The sequence below is a fragment of the Companilactobacillus pabuli genome, assembly GCF_014058425.1.
Classification (GTDB): Bacteria; Bacillota; Bacilli; order Lactobacillales; family Lactobacillaceae; genus Companilactobacillus; species Companilactobacillus pabuli.
Map to the genome: position 1 here is coordinate 87,346 of NZ_CP049366.1, position 19,123 is coordinate 106,468.

Consider the following 19,123-nt stretch of genomic DNA (forward strand, 5'->3'; position numbering starts at 1 on the left):
AAAGAAAGTTTGCTTTTTTTTATGAATTAATTTGTATGTTTTTACCTTAATGATGTATTCGTTTTCCTTTATAATATTACTATCGAGGAAAGGTGAGGATAATGGCATATATTGAAGTCAGGAACGAATCAAAGCAATATCAAATGGGAGAGACGACTATTTATGCAAATAATAAGCTCTCCTTTGATGTTGAACAAGGAAAACTGACAGTTATTCTGGGACCCAGTGGTGCTGGTAAATCAACGGTTTTAAATATTTTAGGTGGTATGGATACGCCGAGTGAAGGACAAGTAATCATTGATGGGACAGATATTGCCCAATTCTCTGAACGAGAGTTAACAACTTATCGTCGTAATGATGTTGGATTTATTTTTCAATTTTATAATTTAATACCTAATTTAACTACTAAAGAGAATGTAGAACTAGCTTCAGCAATCGTTAAAGATGCTTTGGATGCCACAGATACTTTAAAAGCAGTTGGCTTGGGAGATAGAATTGATAATTTTCCTTCACAATTATCTGGTGGAGAGCAGCAACGTGTGGCTATTGCTAGAGCCTTGGCTAAAAATCCTAAACTGTTGCTCTGTGACGAACCAACTGGAGCTCTAGATTATCAAACTGGTAAACAAGTTTTAACTTTGTTACAAAATGCTAGTTATTTGGATAATAAAACTGTCATCGTCATCACACACAATTCAGCTTTGGCCAAGATGGCTGATCGGGTCATTCGAATTCACGATGCCAAAATTCAATCGATTGAAGATAACTCTAATCCTATGCCTGTCAAAGACATCGAATGGTAGGTGATGATTAAATGAAACCATTGTCTAAAAATATGATTCAAGACATTAAACATTCAAAGGGACGTTTTATCGCCATCATTTTGATTATTATGCTAGGAGTTTTGATTTTTGTCGGTGTTAAAGCCGCAGGTCCTAGCTTGAATGATTCTTTGAATAAGACGGTTGCGGATAAGAATCTTTCGGATATCCAAGTTTTATCGACTACTGGTTTTAATCAGACAGATGTTGATTTGGCAAAAAAAGTTCCCGGTGCTCAAGTTGAAGCAACCAAATTTAAATATGTCATTGGTGGAAAAAGCAAAGTAGCTGTAGCTTTGTACGGTTATGATGAAAATGTCAAACAAAACCAATTGATTATGCGAAGTGGTCGTCTGCCTAGAAGTAGCGATGAGATTGTTTTGGATAAAAATGCTAAAAGTAAATATGATTATAAATTAGGACAAAAATTTAAATTTGCTAGTGACGCTGGTTTAAAGAAACGGTCTTACAAAATTGTTGGTTTCGCTGATTCACCACAATACATTGACAATCAATCACGTGGTTCGACAAATATTGCGGATGGACAAGTGCAGTTGTTCGCTTACGTACCAAAGAATCAATTGAATATGGCCGTTGGAACAATGCTGAATTTGCATTTTAATTCATTGAAAGATAAAAACACTTTCAGTAAATCCTATAAAAAAGCTGTTAATAAAAAATTAAAAGTACTAAAACACGAATTCAGTGGTCGTGCTAGTCAAAGAACAAATGAAGTTGCGAGTGATTATTTGAAGCAAATCAATAGTCAAAAGCAACAAATAGAACCCTTAAAGGTCGCTGATCCTCAAACTTACAGTGAACAATTAGCTAAATTAAATTCTGCAAAAATCAAGATTTTGAAACAATCTAAGACGTCTTATACTTGGCAAACACGTGAAGATTTATCCGGATTTTCTGCCTATGGAGAAAGCTCTGATCGAATCGCTGCCATTGCTAATGTCTTTCCTGTATTCTTCTTCTTAATAGCAGCGCTAATAACTTTCACCACGATTACAAGAATGGTCGAAGAGGCTCGTAGTGAAATTGGTACTTTCAAAGCACTTGGTTACACTAAATGGGAAATTTCACGTAATTATTATTACTATGCAATTTCGGCTGGTCTAATTGGTGCTATTTTGGGATCAATCATTGGTAATGAGACGTTGCCACGAATCGTCTTAGCCTTATATAAGCAATACATTGCCTTAGATTGGGTAGTTGATTTGCAGTGGTGGGTCATTTTAATTGCAACAATCTTCTCATTATTGGCTACTTTAGGTGCCGCAATCATTGTTATTAAAAAGGAACTCGTTGCAGGACCTGCGGCTTTGATGCGTCCCAAGAGTCCTAAGTCAGCTAAGAAAATTTTGTTGGAGAGAATTAAACCACTTTGGAATCATTTGAGCTTTAATAGTAAAGTCAGTTATCGTAATTTATTTAGATTCAAGTCGAGAATGTTTATGACGATTATCGGAATTGCTGGTGGAACGGCGTTGATTTTGACTGGATTTGGGATTCAGAATTCTATTTCAGCCAGTGGTAACCGCCAGTATTCAGAAATATTTGATTATCAGGCAGTTGTGAAATTAAATAGTAATAGTAATTTAAGCAAAGTAAGAAAAATTTTGAATCAAAATGATCAGTATGTAAGTAGTACCGTTATTAACTCGACGACGGCTAAATTAAAAGCTAACAATCAACAAGTCAATGATGTTAACGTTTATACACCTAAATCAATCAGTGACTTTGATAAGTACGTTCATCTAGGGACTAATTTGCAGAAACATCAAGTGGTGCTTTCAAAGAAGACGGCCCAGTTATTGGATGTTAAAAAAGGTGATACGATTCATCTTAATGTAACGAATGGTAAAAAAGTTACAGTTAAAGTAAAAGCTATCACGCAAAACTTCATCGGACATTTTATTTATCTCAGTCCTAAAATGTATCAAACTACTTTTGGTAAACAAGCGTCTGACAATACTTTATTGTTGCATTTGAAATCTCAGACTAAGAGCCAGCGTAAGAATTTAGCCAATAAATTGTTAAATTCAGGTGAAGTTATGGGAACAAGCTATACACATGATGTTTTGAGTACTGTCTCGAAGATGTCGTCTTCGTTGAAACCAATTATCTTGATTTTTGTTCTCTTATCAGGAATTCTTTCATTTGTTGTTTTGTATAATTTGACTAACATAAATGTTTCCGAAAGAATCAGAGAATTATCGACAATCAAGGTCTTAGGCTTTTATAATAATGAAGTGACGATGTACATTGTGCGTGAAAATATTATTTTGACTATTGTCGGAATCATTGTTGGTTATGGCGTTGGTAACTTATTGACAGCTTACATTTTGAATCAAGCAGCTACAGAACAAGTTATCTTCCCATTGACTATCAATTGGTTTGGATATTTGGTAGCAACGCTATTGATGATTGTCTTTACAGCAATCGTCATGCTAGTAACGCACAAAAAATTACAACACATCGATATGATTGGTGCATTGAAATCTAATGAATGATTGAGGGTATTAGAATGAGTTTAGAAAATGATAAAGTCTTAGTTATCGGTGGTACTTCTGGTTTTGGTAAAGAAGTCGCCATCAAAGCTCAACATAGAAAAGCTGAAGTGTATGTTATTGGACGTGATCAAGCTCGAGTTAATGAGGTTAGATATGATGATGATATCCAAGGTAGTTCATTAGATGCACAAGATCCTAAGCAACTTACTCGTTTTTTTGAAAAGTACGGTTCATTTGACCATATAGTTTCCATGCTAGGTGGAGCTATGGGCGGTGGCTTTTTGGACAGTTCAATGGACGAAATTCGAAAAGCAATTGAAGATAAATTCTTTGCTAACTTACAACTAGTTCAGATTGCTAGTAAAAATCTTCGTAAGAATGGCTCGATTATTTTAACTTCTGGTTCAGGTGGTCATCCCTATGATGCTTCTGGTGCTATCATTGGAAATCAGGCTATCAATACGATGGTAGAAGGTGTGGCAGTCGAATTAGCACCTAACAATCGTATCAATGCTGTATCACCAACTTGGACTCCAACTGGTTTATGGCGTGATATGAATTCTAAACAATTAGCCAAACAAGAAGACAATGTGGCAGAAAATGTCCCATTAGGTAGAGTTGCCAAAATCGACGAAGTAGCATCTGCTTATATTTATTTGATGGAAAATGATTTTATCACTGGTCAAGTTCTCAAAGTCGACGGTGGCGTTGATTTGTAGTTAATGTGTTATGCTTAAAGTCAACTTTAAGTGGAGGATGATAAAATGCCAGTAAAAATTGATAAAAAATACCGTATCGGTGATTTTTCTGAGATAGTCGGTTTGAATAGCCCCACATTACGTTATTACGAAAAAGAAGGATTGATTAGACCACATCGAAATGAAAGTGGGATTCGTTACTACACCGAGCAAGATGTTCACTGGGTCAATTTCTTATTGCATCTCAAAAGTACTGGGATGTCGATTGATCAATTAAAGCGTTATGTTCAATTGCGTGCTCAAGGTGATTCGACAATCAATCAACGAATTGAATTATTGGAAGAAGTTCGTCGTAATTTTGAAGTTGAGTACCAAAAGCTTCAAGATGGTTGGACGATTTTGAATGATAAATTAGATTGGTACAAGGGCAAACAAGGTGGACATATTGAAGATAGCGAAAGTTTTTCCGAGTATTTGAAGAATTTGAATCATGGGTACTTGGAGGATAGATAGCTTTTAAGCTGCCGTCTTCCACACAAGTCCTGTGATTGGCTGGAACGCTGCCGGCACTATTTTGAGCTTTTGCATGGCCCCAAAGACGCAAAATCTCAAAACTAGGCCTTACTGTAAGTGCTAAAGCACTAACAGTAATTTGGCGGCTGAGCCATCACAGGGCTTGTGTTCCAGACTAGATCCTAGTTCTATTATTTATTTTGTTTAATTCAAAAAGTAAACTTACATACAACTAATACATTGAAAATGGAACTTCTCTGCATTTTTATATAATTAAACTATGATAAGAACCAATAAATTGCTTTAAAAAATTAATAGAGGATGTCATCAGAATTGCAGTATATTGCTGTGATTCTAGTGATATCCTCTTTTGTTTTGTCGGGATAAAATAATTTAAATCTATCTCTTGACTTAAAGTTGACTTTAAGTTGTTTAATATAACTATCAACTTAATAAACGGAGGAATAAAAATGGCAAAAAGACAAACAGCTGGTCGTGACAATTTGGGAGAATTTGCTCCTCAATTTGCGGCTTTAAATGATGATGTACTATTTGGTGAAGTTTGGAGTAAAGAAAACGAACTTTCTGCTCATGATCGTTCAATGATTACTATTGCCAGCATCATTTCAGCAGGTAACATTGAACAATTAGATGCCCATTTAAAGATTGGTAAGAAGAACGGTATCACTAAAGATGAAATCGTTGCAGAAATCACACATCTATCATTCTATGCAGGTTGGCCTAAGGCTTGGAGTGCTTTCAATCGTGCAAAAGAAATTTGGAAGGAAGATTAATTATGGCTAAAAATGAAGAATTAAAAAATGGTGGAGTTTTCCCCATCGGAGATAAGAACGTTGATTATGCTAAATACTTTATCGGACAAAGTTATTTAGATAGTTTAGTAAAACCAGAAGATAACATTGATTTTGGAATCAGTAATGTTACCTTTGAACCAGGTTGTCGTAATGACTGGCACATTCACCACAATGGTTTCCAAATTCTATTGGTTACAGGTGGCGAAGGCTGGTATCAAGAATGGGGCAAAGATGCTCAATTATTGAAACAAGGCGACGTTGTAGTCATTAAAGAAGGTGTTAAACACTGGCATGGAGCAACTAAAGACAGCTGGTTCAGTCATGTTGCTATTACTAAAGGTAATTCAGAATGGCTTGAAAAAGTTACTGATGAAGAATATGACAAATTATAAAATGAAATCGGTATCACTTTATCATTTAACCTACTGAACAAATGTAATATCATTGAAGTAGGGGTGATTTGAATGGATCAAGATTATAAAACAATCCTGAAGAGATTCAAAGATGAGGTAACGAGTGAAAATCCACTTTCAAAGGCAGAACAAGAATTGACGATTATCAGTGCTTTGACTGTTCTGCAAGATAAGGCTGATTTAAAAGAACATTTTTCAATTGCTTTGAACACAGTGTCAGTTGATTTAATTCGTGAGGTAGTTTATCAATTAAGTCCAGCTATTGGTTCAAGTAAAGTTAAAAATGCATTGAGGATATTAAATACTGTTACGAAAAAAGATGGACAACATTTTGCAATCCCAGAGGATACTTATAAAGCCGGTTTAGAATTTCAAAAACCACTTTATGGCAATGAAATTAAAGATTTAATGGCAGATTTACCAGCTAATGCTGGAAAGTTATTGCCAGAATGGTTGACTAAGAATTTCTTTGGTGATTATTACACTAGAGGTGCTTTACCAGTTAAAGACCGTGAAAGATATTTGCTGGCAGCTCTGATTACGATGAATGTCGATTTTCAAATTAAGGCGCATGCTTTAGGTAGCTTGAAGGCCGGTAATTCCGAATCAGAGTTAATCTGGACGGCTTTAACTTTGTTGCCTTATATCGGTTTTCCATTAGTAATTAATTCAGTTCAAAAGATTCATCAAGCAAATGAATAATGTAAATTAGACTGTGAAAGCAGTCTATTTTTTTACACTTTTTTTACATTAAATAGATTATATATATACATCCCCACTGCATACTATAGTCAATGACATATGTGGAGGGAAATATCGATGTCGACAATTTTGACAAATGTTTCTAAGTCTTATGATTCGGATAAAACAGTTTTAAATGACGTAACTGCTGAAATCCAAACAGGGGAATTTTTCGTAATCGTTGGTCCATCAGGTTGTGGTAAAAGTACTTTATTGCGAATGATTGCAGGATTAACTTCTATCAGCGAAGGAGAAATTCATATCGACGGTCAATTGGTTAATGATTTACCACCCAAAGATCGTAATTTAACAATGGTTTTCCAAAGTTATGCACTTTTCCCATTCTTAAGTGTTTGGGATAACGTGGCCTTTGGACTAAAAGCTCGCAAAAATACTTCTCAATCAGAAATTGAAGAACGAGTTAATGAAGCCTTAAAGATGGTTAATCTGGAAGAATTGAAGGACCGCAAGCCACGTGAATTATCAGGTGGTCAAAGACAACGTGTTGCTTTAGCTCGTGCTGTTGCTAGTGATGCTAAAATCTGTCTAATGGATGAACCTCTTTCTAACTTGGATGCTCAATTAAGAATTAAAATGCGCCAAGAAATTTATGCACTTCAAAGAAAACTTGGTTTGACTTTGATCTATGTCACTCATGATCAAGTAGAAGCAATGACAATGGCTGATCACATCATGGTATTGCACGATTCACAAGTTCAACAAATTGGTACACCAACTGAAATTTACAAACATCCAGCTAATGAATTCGTGGCTAGTTTCTTTGGAGTACCACCAATCAATCTATTGCCAGCAGTTAAAATCAATAATCAAACTATCAAAGTTAACGATGATTTTGAAATGTCTATCAACCAACAAGTTCCTGAAAGTGAATTCCAAGTTGGAATTAGACCAAATGAATTGATGCTTGAAAAAGTCGATGAACTAACAGCTAACGCAACAGTTAAGAGTGTTGAATTCCTAGGCGATGAAAAAATTGTTTATGCAAAAATGGCACATAACGATCTTGAACTTGCGGCGATTGTTGCTAGTGATGCTGAATTTAAGGCTTATGATACGATTCTAGTTTCAGCTACAGAAAAAGTATTGTTATTTAATCATGAAGGTGTCAATATTACGCAGATGGAGGCCGTAGTCAATGCTTAAGACTTCCACGACTGACGTTGTTCCAGAAAAAAATGTTCAAGCAAAACAACGTCACGGTTTTCGTTTAAATGCTAAAGATAAATATTTTGCTTCAATCTTTTTAGGTCCATCAATTTTGATTTTGGGACTATTTGTTTTCTATCCAATGTTTAAAACTCTCTATATCAGTATGTTTTTAACTAATACCTTAGGTAAAACAACAGTCTACGTTGGTTTTCAAAACTATGCTAAATTAATTACCTCGCCAGATTTCATCTCTAGTATGTGGGTCACCTTCGTCTATGTGTTAGCAGTGACGGTTTTAACGATAGCTTTAGGATTATTGTTGGCTAACTTGGCTAGTCAAAAATTACCCGGTATCAGTATTTTTAGAACGCTTTACTCAGTAACTATGGGTGTCTCCGTAGCCGTAGCTGCGATATTCTGGTTATTCATTTTTAATCCTTCAACTGGATTCTTTGCTTTATTGAGTAATTGGTTGAATTTGCCAGTTGTTAATTGGCTAACTAGTCCTACTAATGCTATGTGGGCGGTTATCATCACAACAGTTTGGATGCATTTAGGATTTACTTTCCTAATCTTGTTAGGAGCTATCGAATCAGTTCCTAGTACTTTATACGAAGCAGCTGATGTTGAAGGAGCATCTTCCAGATATCAATTTTTCCACATTACTATTCCTATGATTTCACCAACCTTATTCTTTGTTTCAACAATTACGATCATTGATGCATTCAAGAGTTTTGGTTTGATTGATTTAATCACTAAAGGTGGTCCTACTAATGCCACTAATATGTTAGTTTATCGAATTTACAAAGACGCCTTTTATAGCGGAAATTATGCTAAATCTAGTGCAGAAGCAATCATCCTAACAATTATCATTGCTTTCTTCACCTTATTGCAATTTAAATTCTTAGAGAAAAAGGTGAACTACTAATGACACAAATTGATGAAAGAGCAGCTTTGAAAAAGTTTTTTAATTATTTATTACTGATTGTTTTGGCAATAATAATTTTGGCTCCATTCTTTATTGGAATTTGGACCAGCTTTTTACCAACAATGGATATTGCTAAAGGAAACCTCTTCAGTACGAATATTTCGTTTGATAATTATGTAGCAGCTTTCACTAAGACACCAATCTTACGTTACTTATTGAATACGTTAGTGATTTCAACGATTACAATGATTGCACAATTAATTTTTTGTTCTATGAGTGCCTATGCATTTGTCTTTTTGAAATTCAAATATCGTAAGACCATCTTTACATTGTTCCTAATTACGATGATGTTACCATTTGAAGCTGAAATCATTCCTAACTTTGCAACGGTTAAGCAAATGGGCTTGTTAGATAATTACGCAGTTTTGATCGTGCCATTCTTAACTTCCGCTTTTGGGACTTTCATGCTTCGTCAATCATTCATGCAAACACCGCTTGAATTGAAGGAAGCTTCTGATATTGAAGGTTTGAATCATTTCCAATTTTACTGGAACATTGTTTTGCCTTACAACAAGATCAGCATGATAACTTTAGGAGCATACAGTTTCTTAGGTTCATGGAATCAATATCTCTGGCCAATGTTGACAACATTCAGTAACAATTCTCGAATGATTCAAAACGGTTTGAAACAATTACAATCTGAAGAGACTTTCAACGATTGGGGTATGATTCAAGCCAGTGCAGCGATTATTGTTATTCCAACTATCATCGTCTTGTTTATTGGTCAACATTACTTCAAATCAGGGATGAATGAGGGGGCAGTTAAATAATGTCTAAATATAAGAAATTAGTTATGCCATTGATTGCTGTCTTAGGAATCTTGTTAGTCGCAATTTTTGGACACAGCCTTTCTGTTAAATCAGCCGATAATCATGATCGAATTCCAATTGTTTTTTGGCATGAAATGGGTGGACCTTCAGAAGACGCCTTGGAAAAAGTGGTCGATGGGTTTAACAAGTCACAAACAAAGTACAAGGTTATTCCTAAGTATCAAGGTACTTACGATGAAGCTATCCAAAAGATTTTACAAACACACAATACAAGCACTTCACCAGCAGTTTTCCAAGCTTTTGATATTTCAACTGCTCAAATGCTTCACAGTGGTTATACAACACCAGTACAAAATTTTATTGATGAAGATAATTATGATGTAAGCAAGATTTCTTCAGTAGCTCGTGCCTTTTATGCCAATAAAGGTAAGCAACAAGCTATGCCATTTAACACTTCACAACCAGTTTTGTATTACAATGCTAGTTTATTGAAGAAGTACAATATCACACCACCACCAGTCTCACCTTCATACAGTGACATCACTAGAGTTGCCAAAGAATTGTATGAAAAGTCTCATCACAAGGTTAAAGGTATGACCGTTCAAGTTTACGGTTGGTTCTTGGAACAAGCACTAGCTAATGCCAATGCTCAATTAGCTAACAATAATGATGGACATACTGGTAATCCAACTAAGGTTTCTATCAATAATCCCGACACAGTAGAATTCTTGGAATGGATCAGAGAAAATATCAAATCTGGCGATTTCATTGACTATGGTTCAGGTGCTAGTGCTGGTGCTAATCAAACTGCCGGTTTCTTGTCTGACAAGGTTGGAATCTTCATTCAATCATCTGCAAGTATCGGTCAATTAACTAAGAACAACAAAAATGAATTAGGAATCACATACTTCCCACATCCCGATAACAAAAAAGCCAATGGTGTAGCTATCGGTGGGGCAGCACTTTGGATTTCTAATGACAAGCCAAAAGATGTTCAACGTGGAGCTTTTGAATTCATTAAATATACTTTGAAACCAGAAGTTCAAGCACAGTGGCAAAAATCTACTGGATATTTAGCTTTGAATAAAGATTCACAAAAAACATCTATTCTTAAAGATCTCTATGCTAAGAATCCTGAATCAAAAGTACCGGGTCAACAATTAGCTACTGCCAAAGCTAATTATTCAAACTCTGGTATTTTGATGGAAGGAATGCAATTAACACGTCAACTCGAAGAAATAGCTATGGAAACAGTCTACAATGGTGGCGACATCAAGAAAGCTTTAGATACCGCTGATAAGAATATCAACGATAATTTAACACAGTTGAATCGAGCTAACGGATACAAATAAAAAAGAAGCTTATCGGAGTACGATTACGCTCTGATAAGCTTCTTTGTGTTATTTAGAATTTCTACGTAGGTTAAACAAATTAGGTGGCAATGCCTGTAAGAAAGTAATTCCTAGGATCAACAGTGCACCCATTAATTCCGCAAAACTAACTTTCGTATTCAACACAGTTACTGCTAAGACCGTTGCAGTCAATGGTTCAAAAGCACTCAACATGCCCGTAGTAGCTGGAGTTAAGTAATTGAGACTTTGTAAGTAGAACAAGTAAGAAAACATTGTACCACCAGTAACAATAAAGATGATACAAATAATAGCTGTCCAATTCAACTCTGGAACGTGAGTTAAATCGGCAAATGGTGCAAAGACGATCCCACCAAGTAACATTGACCAACCAGTAACGATTCGTGCGTCAAAACGTTTTAATAATTCACGTGGCAATAGAGTGTAAGAAGCTTGACTGATACCAGCCCCAACACCCCACAGAACCGCCGCTGGCGATAGCATCAGTTGATTGATGTGTCCGTGTGTTACTAGTAAGAATGTTCCTAAAAGTGCTAAGACGATTGAAATCAAATCGATTCTTCTTGGCATTTGCAGCTTTCGCAGTGAGATATAAATAATAATGAATAATGGCCCTAAAAATTGTAAAACCGTAGCTGTTGGCGCATTGCCATATTTAATAGCCATGAAATAAGTATACTGAGCTGGCAACATTCCCAGTAGTCCAAAGGCTAGTAATTGGAAAATATAGCGTGGCTTTTTCAAAATGGCAAATAATTCTTTGGAGTCGATGAAGTAACACCAAATGACTAACATCAATCCGGCAAAGAGCAAGCGGACACCGACAATCCACTGTGTGGGGATGTTTTCTTGAGTGAATAAATATTGTGCGATACTGCCAGAAAATCCCCATAGAACTGGTCCGGTAATCGCATAGAAGAACCCTTTTTGCTTATCAGTCATGATAATCCCCCTTTCGCATAGGTCTCATGCTAACACATTAAAAATTTAATCCAATATGTCCAGTAAAAAAATATTAGTTCCTGTATAATTTTAGTTATTAAAGTAGAGAGGGGGATTTGGAATGTTAAAAATTACAGATATTCACAAGAATTTTGGCGATTTAAAGGCTTTAGATGATGTTTCGTTTGATGTTGATGATGGTCATATTTTGGGCCTGATTGGACAAAATGGTGCCGGTAAATCGACAACTTTTCACAGTATTTTGAACTTTTTGCATTATCAGGGGACTATCACTTGGAATAATCAACCAATTACTGAAGATATTTTCAATCAAATTGGTTATCTGCCCGAAGAACGTAGTTTAATGCCCAAATTGACTGTTGAACAACAGATTGTTTATTTGGCTCGTTTAAAGGGGAAAACAGCTAAAGAAATTCGTCCACAGATTGATGTTTGGTTACAAAAGTTTGCGGTCAAGGGAACTAAAAAAGATAAGATCAAAGATTTATCCAAAGGTAATCAACAAAAGGTACAGCTAATCTGCACTTTGATTCATCATCCCAGGTTGATTATTTTGGATGAGCCATTCAGTGGTCTTGATCCGGTTAACTCCGACCTCTTGAAAAAGGCCATTTTTGAGGCCAAAGATCAAGGGGCGGCGATAATCTTCTCTAGTCACGATATGGAAAATGTCGAGGAACTTTGTGACAGTTTAGTAATGCTTCGAAATGGTCAAGTAGTCTTGAAGGGTACCGTTCGCCAAGTTCGTCAGGAATTCGGTCGCACGAGAATTTTTGTCACAACCGATTGGACTAAAGAACAACTCGAACAATTGCCACACGTTGTCAAAGTTGAACCGCAGGAAGAAAAGCGTTTCGTTTTAAGATTAGATGATGAAACAGCTGGTAAGGAAATATTCGATGAGTTAACTCACGGTCAGTATATCGAAGAATTCAATCAGCAACCACCAACTTTGAACGAAATATTCCGTTTGAAAGCAGGTGCCAAAGATGAATAAATTATGGATTGTCACCCTAGAAACTTTTTGGAGACAAGTTAAGTCTTGGAGCTTTTTGACTTTGATTTTGGGACCATTTATTATGTTTGCCATTACTATCGGGGCAGGATACTTAGGTTATCAAAGTGGTGGCACGAGTTCAGAAATTGCCGTTATCAGCAATCAACCGCAACTTCGTCAAAACTTCATCAAAGAAAATAAAGATGACGTCATGAAAAAAGTTACCGATGTCAAGACTGCTAAAAAGAAAATGAATAATAATAGTCTTGCTGGATATTTACTTTTGGACATTGATAATCAAAAAATCAGCGCCAAATACGTTGGAACTAGTTCATTGAGTTCATCTTTGAAAACTAAAGTGAATAGTTATTTAGCTAAAACACAACAGCAACTAAATTTGGCCAATGCCCAACTTTCATCAGCACAAATCAAGGCTTTAGCACAACAACCGAGTTTTAAAGAAACTGTCCAAAAGAAGACAGGAACAGCTAATACAGCAAAAACCATCTCATTTTGGATCACGATCATCATGGTTTACATGATTTTGAATACTTATACGAGTATCACTGCCCAAGAAATTGCTTCTGAAAAAGGTACCAAGATTATGGAAATTATTTTCTCCAGTACGACGGCTGTGAAGTATTTCTTAGGTAAAGTTTTCGGTGTTTTATTGGTTATTCTGCTTCAAATTTTGATTTATCTTTTCGGAGGATGGGGCGCTTATATCTTTGCCCAAAATTCAGATTTGACTAAAGATATCGTCGCTCAAAATCAATCATTGATTACTTCTGTTTTGAAGAATCTCTTGAGTATCAACTTAGTATATCTCCTCTTAGGAGTGGTTATCTTTACAATTTTAGCGGCCTTCTCAGGTGCTTTAGTTGCCAAAGTAGAAGATGCAGCTAAGGCTGCTCAACCAGTAATCATGTTGAATTTATTAGCATTTTTCGTAACTTTCCCATTCCAAAACAATCTCGATTCAATCGTCGTAAAAATCCTATCCTATATACCATTTTTCTCTTCATACTTCATGCCACTAAGAATCATTAACAACGATGCCGCTGGTATAGAAATCGTCATTTCACTAGTAATTCTAGTAGCAAGCTGTATTTTGTTAGCTTGGTATATTGGTAAAATTTATCAAGGCTTGATGCTACAGACTGATGATTCTAGTTTCTGGAAGAGATTCACCCGTGGACTTTCTTATAGTAAATAACCAAAAAGGCAACCTACTAAATTAAAATAGTAGATTGCCTTTATTTATTATCTAAAAGAATAATGCGTAAGTTTTAACCGCTACGATAGCACCAAGGATTGGAGCTACAACTGGTACCCAACTGTACTTCCATTGAGAAGAACCTTTAGGATTTAAAGGTAATAGAGCATGCAAGATACGAGGACCTAAGTCACGAGCTGGATTCAAAGCAGGACCTGTTGGGCCACCGAATGAAACAACCAAACACATAACCAAGAATCCAAGACCGATAAAGTCGGCACGTGGATCAATATGGTCTGAAGTCAATGCCACAGCACCGAAGACCAAAATGAATGTTCCAATAAATTCGTTGATAAAACCGTTCAAACGACTATTTTCAGCGTCGATTGTTGAGAAAGTTCCAAGAATACTTTCAACGTTTTCTGTTTTGTTATAGTAAGGTTTGTAGGCTGCGACGATCAACATTTGACCAAAGATTGCACCTAAGAATTGAGCGATAAGGTAAGGACCAACTTCTGCCCATGGGAATTGACCATTGATAGCCAAGCCTAAAGTCATGGCCGGATTGATTTGACCACCTGAGATGGGACCGAACATCATAGCTGGTACCATAACACCGATACCATAACCAAATCCAATCAAAATCCACCCACCGTGGAATCCTTTCGTTCCTTTTAATTCAACGTTGGCAACTGAACCATTACCGAGGGCAACCATGATAGCTGTTCCGATAAATTCAGCGATACAACGTACTAACAACGTATAATGCATAATTAATACTACCCCTAAATTTAATTGATTTGGCTTATCAAGATTTTTGAAATTTAGTAAAACACGAATATTAAAATCCACTCAAAAATGGGTTAAATCATATAAATTCGTAATAATTTGTCTTTTATGAGTGAATCAAGTTCAAATTTCACATAAAAAAATTGCTCCAACAACAAGGGGCAATAATTATTAACATAAACTTCAAAATAAATCAAATGGTAAGCAACGTTTAACATTGTATCATACATTCCGAATATTTTTGGCTATTTTCAGAAAAATCAAATAGTTTTTGCTCTATAATAGAAATAATTCTAAAAGCGAGGTAGGAATATGAAAGTTCTCAGTTTAGTTAATTTAACAAAGAAACAAACGGAAAAAATTCAATCAATTTCTGGTGTAGACTTAAAAGTTATTTCTCCTAAAAAAGTCACTGCCCAAGATCTTGATGGAGTAGAAGTGCTTTATGATTGGTCCAATACTTTGAAAGACGCCGTTTTAAAGAGCAATACCTTGAACTGGATTCAAGTTGTCCGTGCTGGCGTCGACGCTTTACCTTTGCGCGAATTGAATGAGAAGGGTGTTATTTTAACTAACGGTTCTGGTGCTAATGCCATCAACATTGCTGAACAAACTTTGGCTTACATGTTGATGTTCGTTCGTCGCATGAATTATACTGCACGACGCCAAGATGCTAGAGAATGGAAACACGAAGAAGGCTATGACGAAGTTTACAATAAGACCGTCATGATCGTCGGTGTTGGTCACATTGGTAAAATGGTTGCTCAATACGCTAAGGCTTTGGGAATGAAGACAATTGGCGTTAGAAGAAGTGACAAACCAGTTGCTAATATCGATGAGATGATTTCAATGGAAGATATGAAAAAGCGTATCAATGAAGTTCATTTCGTAGTTAACGCATTGCCTGGAACTGATGATACTGTGGGATTATTTAATCAAGAAATTTTCCAACTTATGTCCAAAAAAGCTTATTACATCAATGTTGGTCGTGGTAAGACTACTAATATGGATGATTTAGTTGCTGCCCTTAAAAATGGAGAAATTGCTGGAGCTGGTCTTGATGTTACGACACCTGAACCACTTCCAAGCACTAGTCCACTTTGGGATATGGAAAATGTCATTATCACACCTCATGATGCTGGCGATAGTATTCACTATGGCGAGCGTGCCTTCAAGATTTTTAAACGTAATTTGAAATCATATGTTGAAAACGGTGAAGTAGTCGAAAACGTCGTTAACTATTCAACTGGATATTAGTTGTACTCGTTTACACGAGAAAAGTGGTTTGAGAAACTCGATGGATGTATTAAAATGTTACTAGATATATGAAAGGAAAAATGATGTTATCTAGTGACTATTTTATAGGCTTCATGTTGGTTTTCTTGTTTTGGCTTTTACTATTACTTTTGGAAATAATTTTAAACATGAGAAACACGATAATAGAATTATCTTTCTTTTCTGATGAAAAATTGAATACTTTAGATAAAAAACTCAATCAACGTTTTGGTGTTAAGTTTCAGGGACCATTTGAAATTTTGGAATTCTTGATAGTCGGATATATCGTTTATTCGATTTTGACTGACTTGAGATTTCAAGGATTTCAATTAGATGCTGTTTCATTTAATCAGATTGTGTTGTTTTCCGTAATCGTTTTGGCGGTGATAGTTGGCGATGTGATTTTGATTGCCAAGGATTTACATATTTATAAATTCATCAAGCATTCGATGACTTTATCTAAAAAAAATAATTAAAAGTTCATATTTTTATGAGCTTTTTTATTTTAGTGTCATATTATGACACCCCTCCTTTTTATAATGACTTTAGTTATTGGAGGGATAGAATATGGAAAAAAATACTGAATATAGAGCTAGTACATTTGAAGATGCACAGTCGACTTTGCAAGAAGCAAGTAGTTTGCAGGGAGATCAAAGATGGAATTCATTTAAATATGACTGGTCAATCGATAATGCTAAAAAATTGAATCAAATGTCACTAGAGGATTTGACAGAACACCTCAAGTTATTGATAGGTGCTAAGTTGTCTCTAGAGCAGCTAAGTAAATGGTTTGGTGAGGATGTTGATGAGTACACTAAATCATATAATCAAAAAATTGATGAAATAAATAATAGTTTTGATGATTTTACTTTTTTGGCTCGCCATCCAAATGAAGAAGCGTATAGGGAAAAACATAATGGTGATCTTCCTCAAACAAAGCCGATTGATTATTATCGTAGAAAATTTTCTAATTGGGTAATTGCAATTGGAATTGTTTTGCTAATGACTGCTCGCTTTAGAGGTTTAGGTGTTTTTATGCTAGTTGCAGGTATTTTGTTTCATTTTTTTGCCAAACATGGATATAAGTTTTCACAACCAGTTGCTAGTTTTAAAAATCATCTGATTGTTCAAAAGAAACAGCGTATTTTGAATGCTGATAAAAAATATTGTCAAGATAATGACTGTAGTGATGAAACCTTGAAAAGCAAATTCAAATATGAGGAAAGTCTAACACCAATCTATTCATCGTTCACTGATCAAATTAGATTAGATAAAAATCAAACTGAATATAAATTAAGCCATTATAGCGATATTGTTCAACAAAATATTCAATATTTTCCACCAATGGAAACAAAGGATATGCGTCGACTACTCAAAATTTACGAAGCTTTACTAAATGGAGTGCCAACTTGGGAAAAAGCTTTGAGATATGTAGGTCAAAATGAAAAAATTGACGAAATGAAAAATACTTTGAGTGATGCAATCAAAAACGCTACGTCTGAGATTACGCAAGAAATTAAGAATGCTAAAAATGAAGTAACTTCAGAGATAAAGAAAAATAGCGAGATGCTAGATAAAGTTGCGGAAGAAACTCATCATCAAACAAATGCTATTAATTATTGGAATACTGTTCAAACTTCAATGCAAGCTTATCAAATGACAATGATGAACGAAACAAGAAAGAATACTGAAGTAATAGCCGCACAATATCAAAAATAAAAAAATTGACCAATTATACTGTGGATAGCAGTATAATTGGTCAATTTTTTTGTGAGTTTAATGTCTAATTTGTCCATCACCTTGGACCAAATATTTAGTAGTTGTTAATTCGTTAGCGCCCATAGGACCTCTAGCGTGAAGTTTTTGAGTACTGATACCAATTTCAGCTCCGAAACCGAATTGTTGGCCATCAGTAAATCTTGTTGAAGCGTTAGTATAAACGACTGCGGCATCGATTTGTTTCATGAACTTGCGACTAGCAGTGTAGTTTTCTGTGATGATTGATTCACTGTGTTTAGTGTTGTACTTATTGATATGCTTGATAGCATCGTCAATTGAGTCAACTACCTTGATAGCAATGATGTAGTCATCATATTCGGTACCCCAATCTTCTTCAGTAGCAGGGATGATGTCAGGTACGATGGCTTTAGATAAGACGTCACCACGGACTTCAACATTGTTAGCACGTAAGGCATCATAAAGATCAGGTAAGAATTCATTAGCGATGTCTTTGTGCAAAATAACCTTTTCAGCTGCGTTGCAGACAGAAGGACGTTGAACCTTGGCGTTGATGATAATTTTGAGAGCTTTTTCCAAGTCGGCATCTTTATCAACATAAATGTGGCAATTGCCGGCACCAGTTTCAATAATAGGAACTTTGGCTTTGTTGACGACCATTTTGATAAATTTGCCACTGCCACGGGGAATCAAAACGTCAATATAATCAGTCAATTCCATCATCTTTTGTGCAGTTTCGTGGCTAACGTCGTCGATTAATTGCACAGCATTAGGATTAATATCAGAATCCTTCAAGGCTTGGCGCAAAACTTCTGACAAGATGATATTAGAATTGATAGCTTCTTTACCACCACGTAAGATTACTGCGTTACCGGCTTTAAAACATAGTCCGGCAGCATCGACAGTTACGTTAGGGCGAGCTTCATAGATCATCCCGATAACACCTAGGGGAACTCGTTCTTGAGTAATGTCCAAACCAGTTGCAGTTTGCCAACCACGATCGATTTTGCCGATTGGATCTTCAAGGTCCATTACTTGGCGTAAACCGTCAGACATATCGTTGATTCGATCAGGAGTTAATAAAAGACGGTCAATCATGGCTTTTTTGATACCATTTTTCTTGGCATTTTCAACGTCTTCTTTATTAGCTTCGATAATTTTTTCTGTATTAACTACTAGAGCGTTGGCCATATTCAAAAGGGCAGTATTCTTTTTCTTAGTACCTAATTGTCCTAATTCAAAAGCAGCACTCTGAGCATTTTGACCCATTTGTTCAAGGTTCGTCATGAAATCACTCCTAAAACGCTTTTTTGATTTACCTTTAAGTA

General features: G+C 35.7%; 19 protein-coding genes. 16 read left to right on the top strand and 3 right to left on the bottom strand.

What is annotated here, in order from left to right; genetic code table 11:
* Positions 1–101: 101 nt before the first annotated feature.
* From G6534_RS00435 to G6534_RS00485, 11 genes are all read left to right on the top strand, one after another.
* Positions 102–803: an ABC transporter ATP-binding protein gene (locus G6534_RS00435; RefSeq protein WP_182082984.1), complete on the top strand. Its 702-nt coding sequence runs from the start codon at positions 102–104 to the stop codon at positions 801–803.
* A gap of 11 nt (positions 804–814) precedes the next feature.
* Positions 815–3,340: an ABC transporter permease gene (locus tag G6534_RS00440; protein WP_182082985.1), complete on the top strand. Its 2,526-nt coding sequence runs from the start codon at positions 815–817 to the stop codon at positions 3,338–3,340.
* A 14-nt stretch (positions 3,341–3,354) separates the two neighbouring features.
* A complete protein-coding gene (locus G6534_RS00445; protein ID WP_059074331.1) occupies positions 3,355–4,059 on the top strand; it encodes an SDR family oxidoreductase in 705 nt (234 codons plus the stop codon).
* 45 nt (positions 4,060–4,104) lie between these two features.
* Positions 4,105–4,551 (top strand): MerR family transcriptional regulator, encoded by a 447-nt coding sequence (locus G6534_RS00450; RefSeq protein WP_059074332.1) that lies wholly within the window; start codon positions 4,105–4,107, stop codon positions 4,549–4,551.
* 470 nt (positions 4,552–5,021) lie between these two features.
* Positions 5,022–5,345, top strand: a complete 324-nt coding sequence (locus G6534_RS00455; RefSeq protein ID WP_059074333.1) for a carboxymuconolactone decarboxylase family protein — start codon at positions 5,022–5,024, stop codon at positions 5,343–5,345.
* A 2-nt stretch (positions 5,346–5,347) separates the two neighbouring features.
* On the top strand, positions 5,348–5,758 hold the full coding sequence (locus tag G6534_RS00460) for a cupin domain-containing protein (protein ID WP_059074334.1): 411 nt from the start codon (positions 5,348–5,350) through the stop codon (positions 5,756–5,758).
* 72 nt (positions 5,759–5,830) lie between these two features.
* On the top strand, positions 5,831–6,481 hold the full coding sequence (locus G6534_RS00465; RefSeq protein WP_059074335.1) for a carboxymuconolactone decarboxylase family protein: 651 nt from the start codon (positions 5,831–5,833) through the stop codon (positions 6,479–6,481).
* 117 nt (positions 6,482–6,598) lie between these two features.
* Positions 6,599–7,684: an ABC transporter ATP-binding protein gene (locus G6534_RS00470; RefSeq protein WP_059074336.1), complete on the top strand. Its 1,086-nt coding sequence runs from the start codon at positions 6,599–6,601 to the stop codon at positions 7,682–7,684.
* A complete protein-coding gene (locus G6534_RS00475; RefSeq protein ID WP_059074337.1) occupies positions 7,677–8,618 on the top strand; it encodes a carbohydrate ABC transporter permease in 942 nt (313 codons plus the stop codon). Before G6534_RS00470 ends, G6534_RS00475 begins: the two co-directional genes overlap by 8 nt.
* Entirely contained in the window at positions 8,618–9,448 is an 831-nt protein-coding gene (locus G6534_RS00480; protein ID WP_182082986.1) for a carbohydrate ABC transporter permease, read from the top strand. Before G6534_RS00475 ends, G6534_RS00480 begins: the two co-directional genes overlap by 1 nt.
* Positions 9,448–10,800 carry an ABC transporter substrate-binding protein gene (locus G6534_RS00485; RefSeq protein WP_059074339.1) on the top strand — a complete coding sequence of 451 codons (1,353 nt, stop codon included), beginning with the start codon at positions 9,448–9,450 and terminating at the stop codon, positions 10,798–10,800. Before G6534_RS00480 ends, G6534_RS00485 begins: the two co-directional genes overlap by 1 nt.
* A 48-nt stretch (positions 10,801–10,848) precedes the next feature.
* Here G6534_RS00485 and G6534_RS00490 read toward each other — a convergent pair whose 3' ends face one another.
* A complete protein-coding gene (locus tag G6534_RS00490) occupies positions 10,849–11,760 on the bottom strand; it encodes a DMT family transporter (protein WP_059074340.1) in 912 nt (303 codons plus the stop codon).
* Positions 11,761–11,881: 121 nt separating this feature from the next.
* Between G6534_RS00490 and G6534_RS00495 the strand changes: the two genes are divergently transcribed.
* Together G6534_RS00495 and G6534_RS00500 are read left to right on the top strand one after the other, a co-directional pair.
* Entirely contained in the window at positions 11,882–12,778 is an 897-nt protein-coding gene (locus G6534_RS00495) for an ABC transporter ATP-binding protein (RefSeq protein ID WP_059074341.1), read from the top strand.
* The gene (locus G6534_RS00500) at positions 12,771–13,994 is read left to right on the top strand and encodes an ABC transporter permease (RefSeq protein ID WP_059074342.1); all 1,224 of its coding nucleotides are present in this window, start codon (positions 12,771–12,773) and stop codon (positions 13,992–13,994) included. The genes G6534_RS00495 and G6534_RS00500 overlap by 8 nt, the downstream gene beginning before the upstream one ends.
* Before the next feature lie 51 nt (positions 13,995–14,045).
* Here G6534_RS00500 and G6534_RS00505 read toward each other — a convergent pair whose 3' ends face one another.
* Positions 14,046–14,765: an MIP/aquaporin family protein gene (locus tag G6534_RS00505; RefSeq protein ID WP_059074343.1), complete on the bottom strand. Its 720-nt coding sequence runs from the start codon at positions 14,763–14,765 to the stop codon at positions 14,046–14,048.
* Positions 14,766–15,095: 330 nt separating this feature from the next.
* On the opposite strand from G6534_RS00505, the gene G6534_RS00510 reads away from it, so the two are divergent.
* The 3 genes from G6534_RS00510 to G6534_RS00520 all read left to right on the top strand — a co-directional run bounded on the left by G6534_RS00510 (position 15,096) and on the right by G6534_RS00520 (position 17,777).
* The gene (locus G6534_RS00510; RefSeq protein WP_059074344.1) at positions 15,096–16,040 is read left to right on the top strand and encodes a D-2-hydroxyacid dehydrogenase; all 945 of its coding nucleotides are present in this window, start codon (positions 15,096–15,098) and stop codon (positions 16,038–16,040) included.
* Between the two features lie 167 nt (positions 16,041–16,207).
* The gene (locus tag G6534_RS00515) at positions 16,208–16,534 is read left to right on the top strand and encodes a hypothetical protein (RefSeq protein WP_152999978.1); all 327 of its coding nucleotides are present in this window, start codon (positions 16,208–16,210) and stop codon (positions 16,532–16,534) included.
* Positions 16,535–16,625: 91 nt separating this feature from the next.
* Positions 16,626–17,777, top strand: coding sequence for a hypothetical protein (locus G6534_RS00520; RefSeq protein WP_059074346.1), 1,152 nt, complete (start codon positions 16,626–16,628; stop codon positions 17,775–17,777).
* 57 nt (positions 17,778–17,834) lie between these two features.
* Here the strand turns inward: G6534_RS00520 and G6534_RS00525 are convergent, their stop codons facing one another.
* Entirely contained in the window at positions 17,835–19,082 is a 1,248-nt protein-coding gene (locus tag G6534_RS00525) for a glutamate-5-semialdehyde dehydrogenase (protein WP_059074347.1), read from the bottom strand.
* Positions 19,083–19,123 lie beyond the last annotated feature (41 nt).

Bases quoted from the DNA above. Each gene is read 5' to 3' on its own strand.
- G6534_RS00465 (WP_059074335.1), top strand. From the start codon at position 5,831: ATGGATCAAGATTATAAAACAATCCTGAAGAGATTCAAAGATGAGGTA.
- G6534_RS00455 (WP_059074333.1), top strand. From the start codon at position 5,022: ATGGCAAAAAGACAAACAGCTGGTCGTGACAATTTGGGAGAATTTGCT.
- G6534_RS00460 (WP_059074334.1), top strand. From the start codon at position 5,348: ATGGCTAAAAATGAAGAATTAAAAAATGGTGGAGTTTTCCCCATCGGA.
- G6534_RS00505 (WP_059074343.1), bottom strand. From the start codon at position 14,765: ATGCATTATACGTTGTTAGTACGTTGTATCGCTGAATTTATCGGAACA.
- G6534_RS00525 (WP_059074347.1), bottom strand. From the start codon at position 19,082: ATGACGAACCTTGAACAAATGGGTCAAAATGCTCAGAGTGCTGCTTTT.
- G6534_RS00470 (WP_059074336.1), top strand. From the start codon at position 6,599: ATGTCGACAATTTTGACAAATGTTTCTAAGTCTTATGATTCGGATAAA.
- G6534_RS00500 (WP_059074342.1), top strand. From the start codon at position 12,771: ATGAATAAATTATGGATTGTCACCCTAGAAACTTTTTGGAGACAAGTT.
- G6534_RS00495 (WP_059074341.1), top strand. From the start codon at position 11,882: ATGTTAAAAATTACAGATATTCACAAGAATTTTGGCGATTTAAAGGCT.
- G6534_RS00515 (WP_152999978.1), top strand. From the start codon at position 16,208: ATGAGAAACACGATAATAGAATTATCTTTCTTTTCTGATGAAAAATTG.
- G6534_RS00510 (WP_059074344.1), top strand. From the start codon at position 15,096: ATGAAAGTTCTCAGTTTAGTTAATTTAACAAAGAAACAAACGGAAAAA.
- G6534_RS00490 (WP_059074340.1), bottom strand. From the start codon at position 11,760: ATGACTGATAAGCAAAAAGGGTTCTTCTATGCGATTACCGGACCAGTT.
- G6534_RS00445 (WP_059074331.1), top strand. From the start codon at position 3,355: ATGAGTTTAGAAAATGATAAAGTCTTAGTTATCGGTGGTACTTCTGGT.
- G6534_RS00480 (WP_182082986.1), top strand. From the start codon at position 8,618: ATGACACAAATTGATGAAAGAGCAGCTTTGAAAAAGTTTTTTAATTAT.
- G6534_RS00475 (WP_059074337.1), top strand. From the start codon at position 7,677: ATGCTTAAGACTTCCACGACTGACGTTGTTCCAGAAAAAAATGTTCAA.
- G6534_RS00485 (WP_059074339.1), top strand. From the start codon at position 9,448: ATGTCTAAATATAAGAAATTAGTTATGCCATTGATTGCTGTCTTAGGA.
- G6534_RS00440 (WP_182082985.1), top strand. From the start codon at position 815: ATGAAACCATTGTCTAAAAATATGATTCAAGACATTAAACATTCAAAG.
- G6534_RS00450 (WP_059074332.1), top strand. From the start codon at position 4,105: ATGCCAGTAAAAATTGATAAAAAATACCGTATCGGTGATTTTTCTGAG.
- G6534_RS00435 (WP_182082984.1), top strand. From the start codon at position 102: ATGGCATATATTGAAGTCAGGAACGAATCAAAGCAATATCAAATGGGA.
- G6534_RS00520 (WP_059074346.1), top strand. From the start codon at position 16,626: ATGGAAAAAAATACTGAATATAGAGCTAGTACATTTGAAGATGCACAG.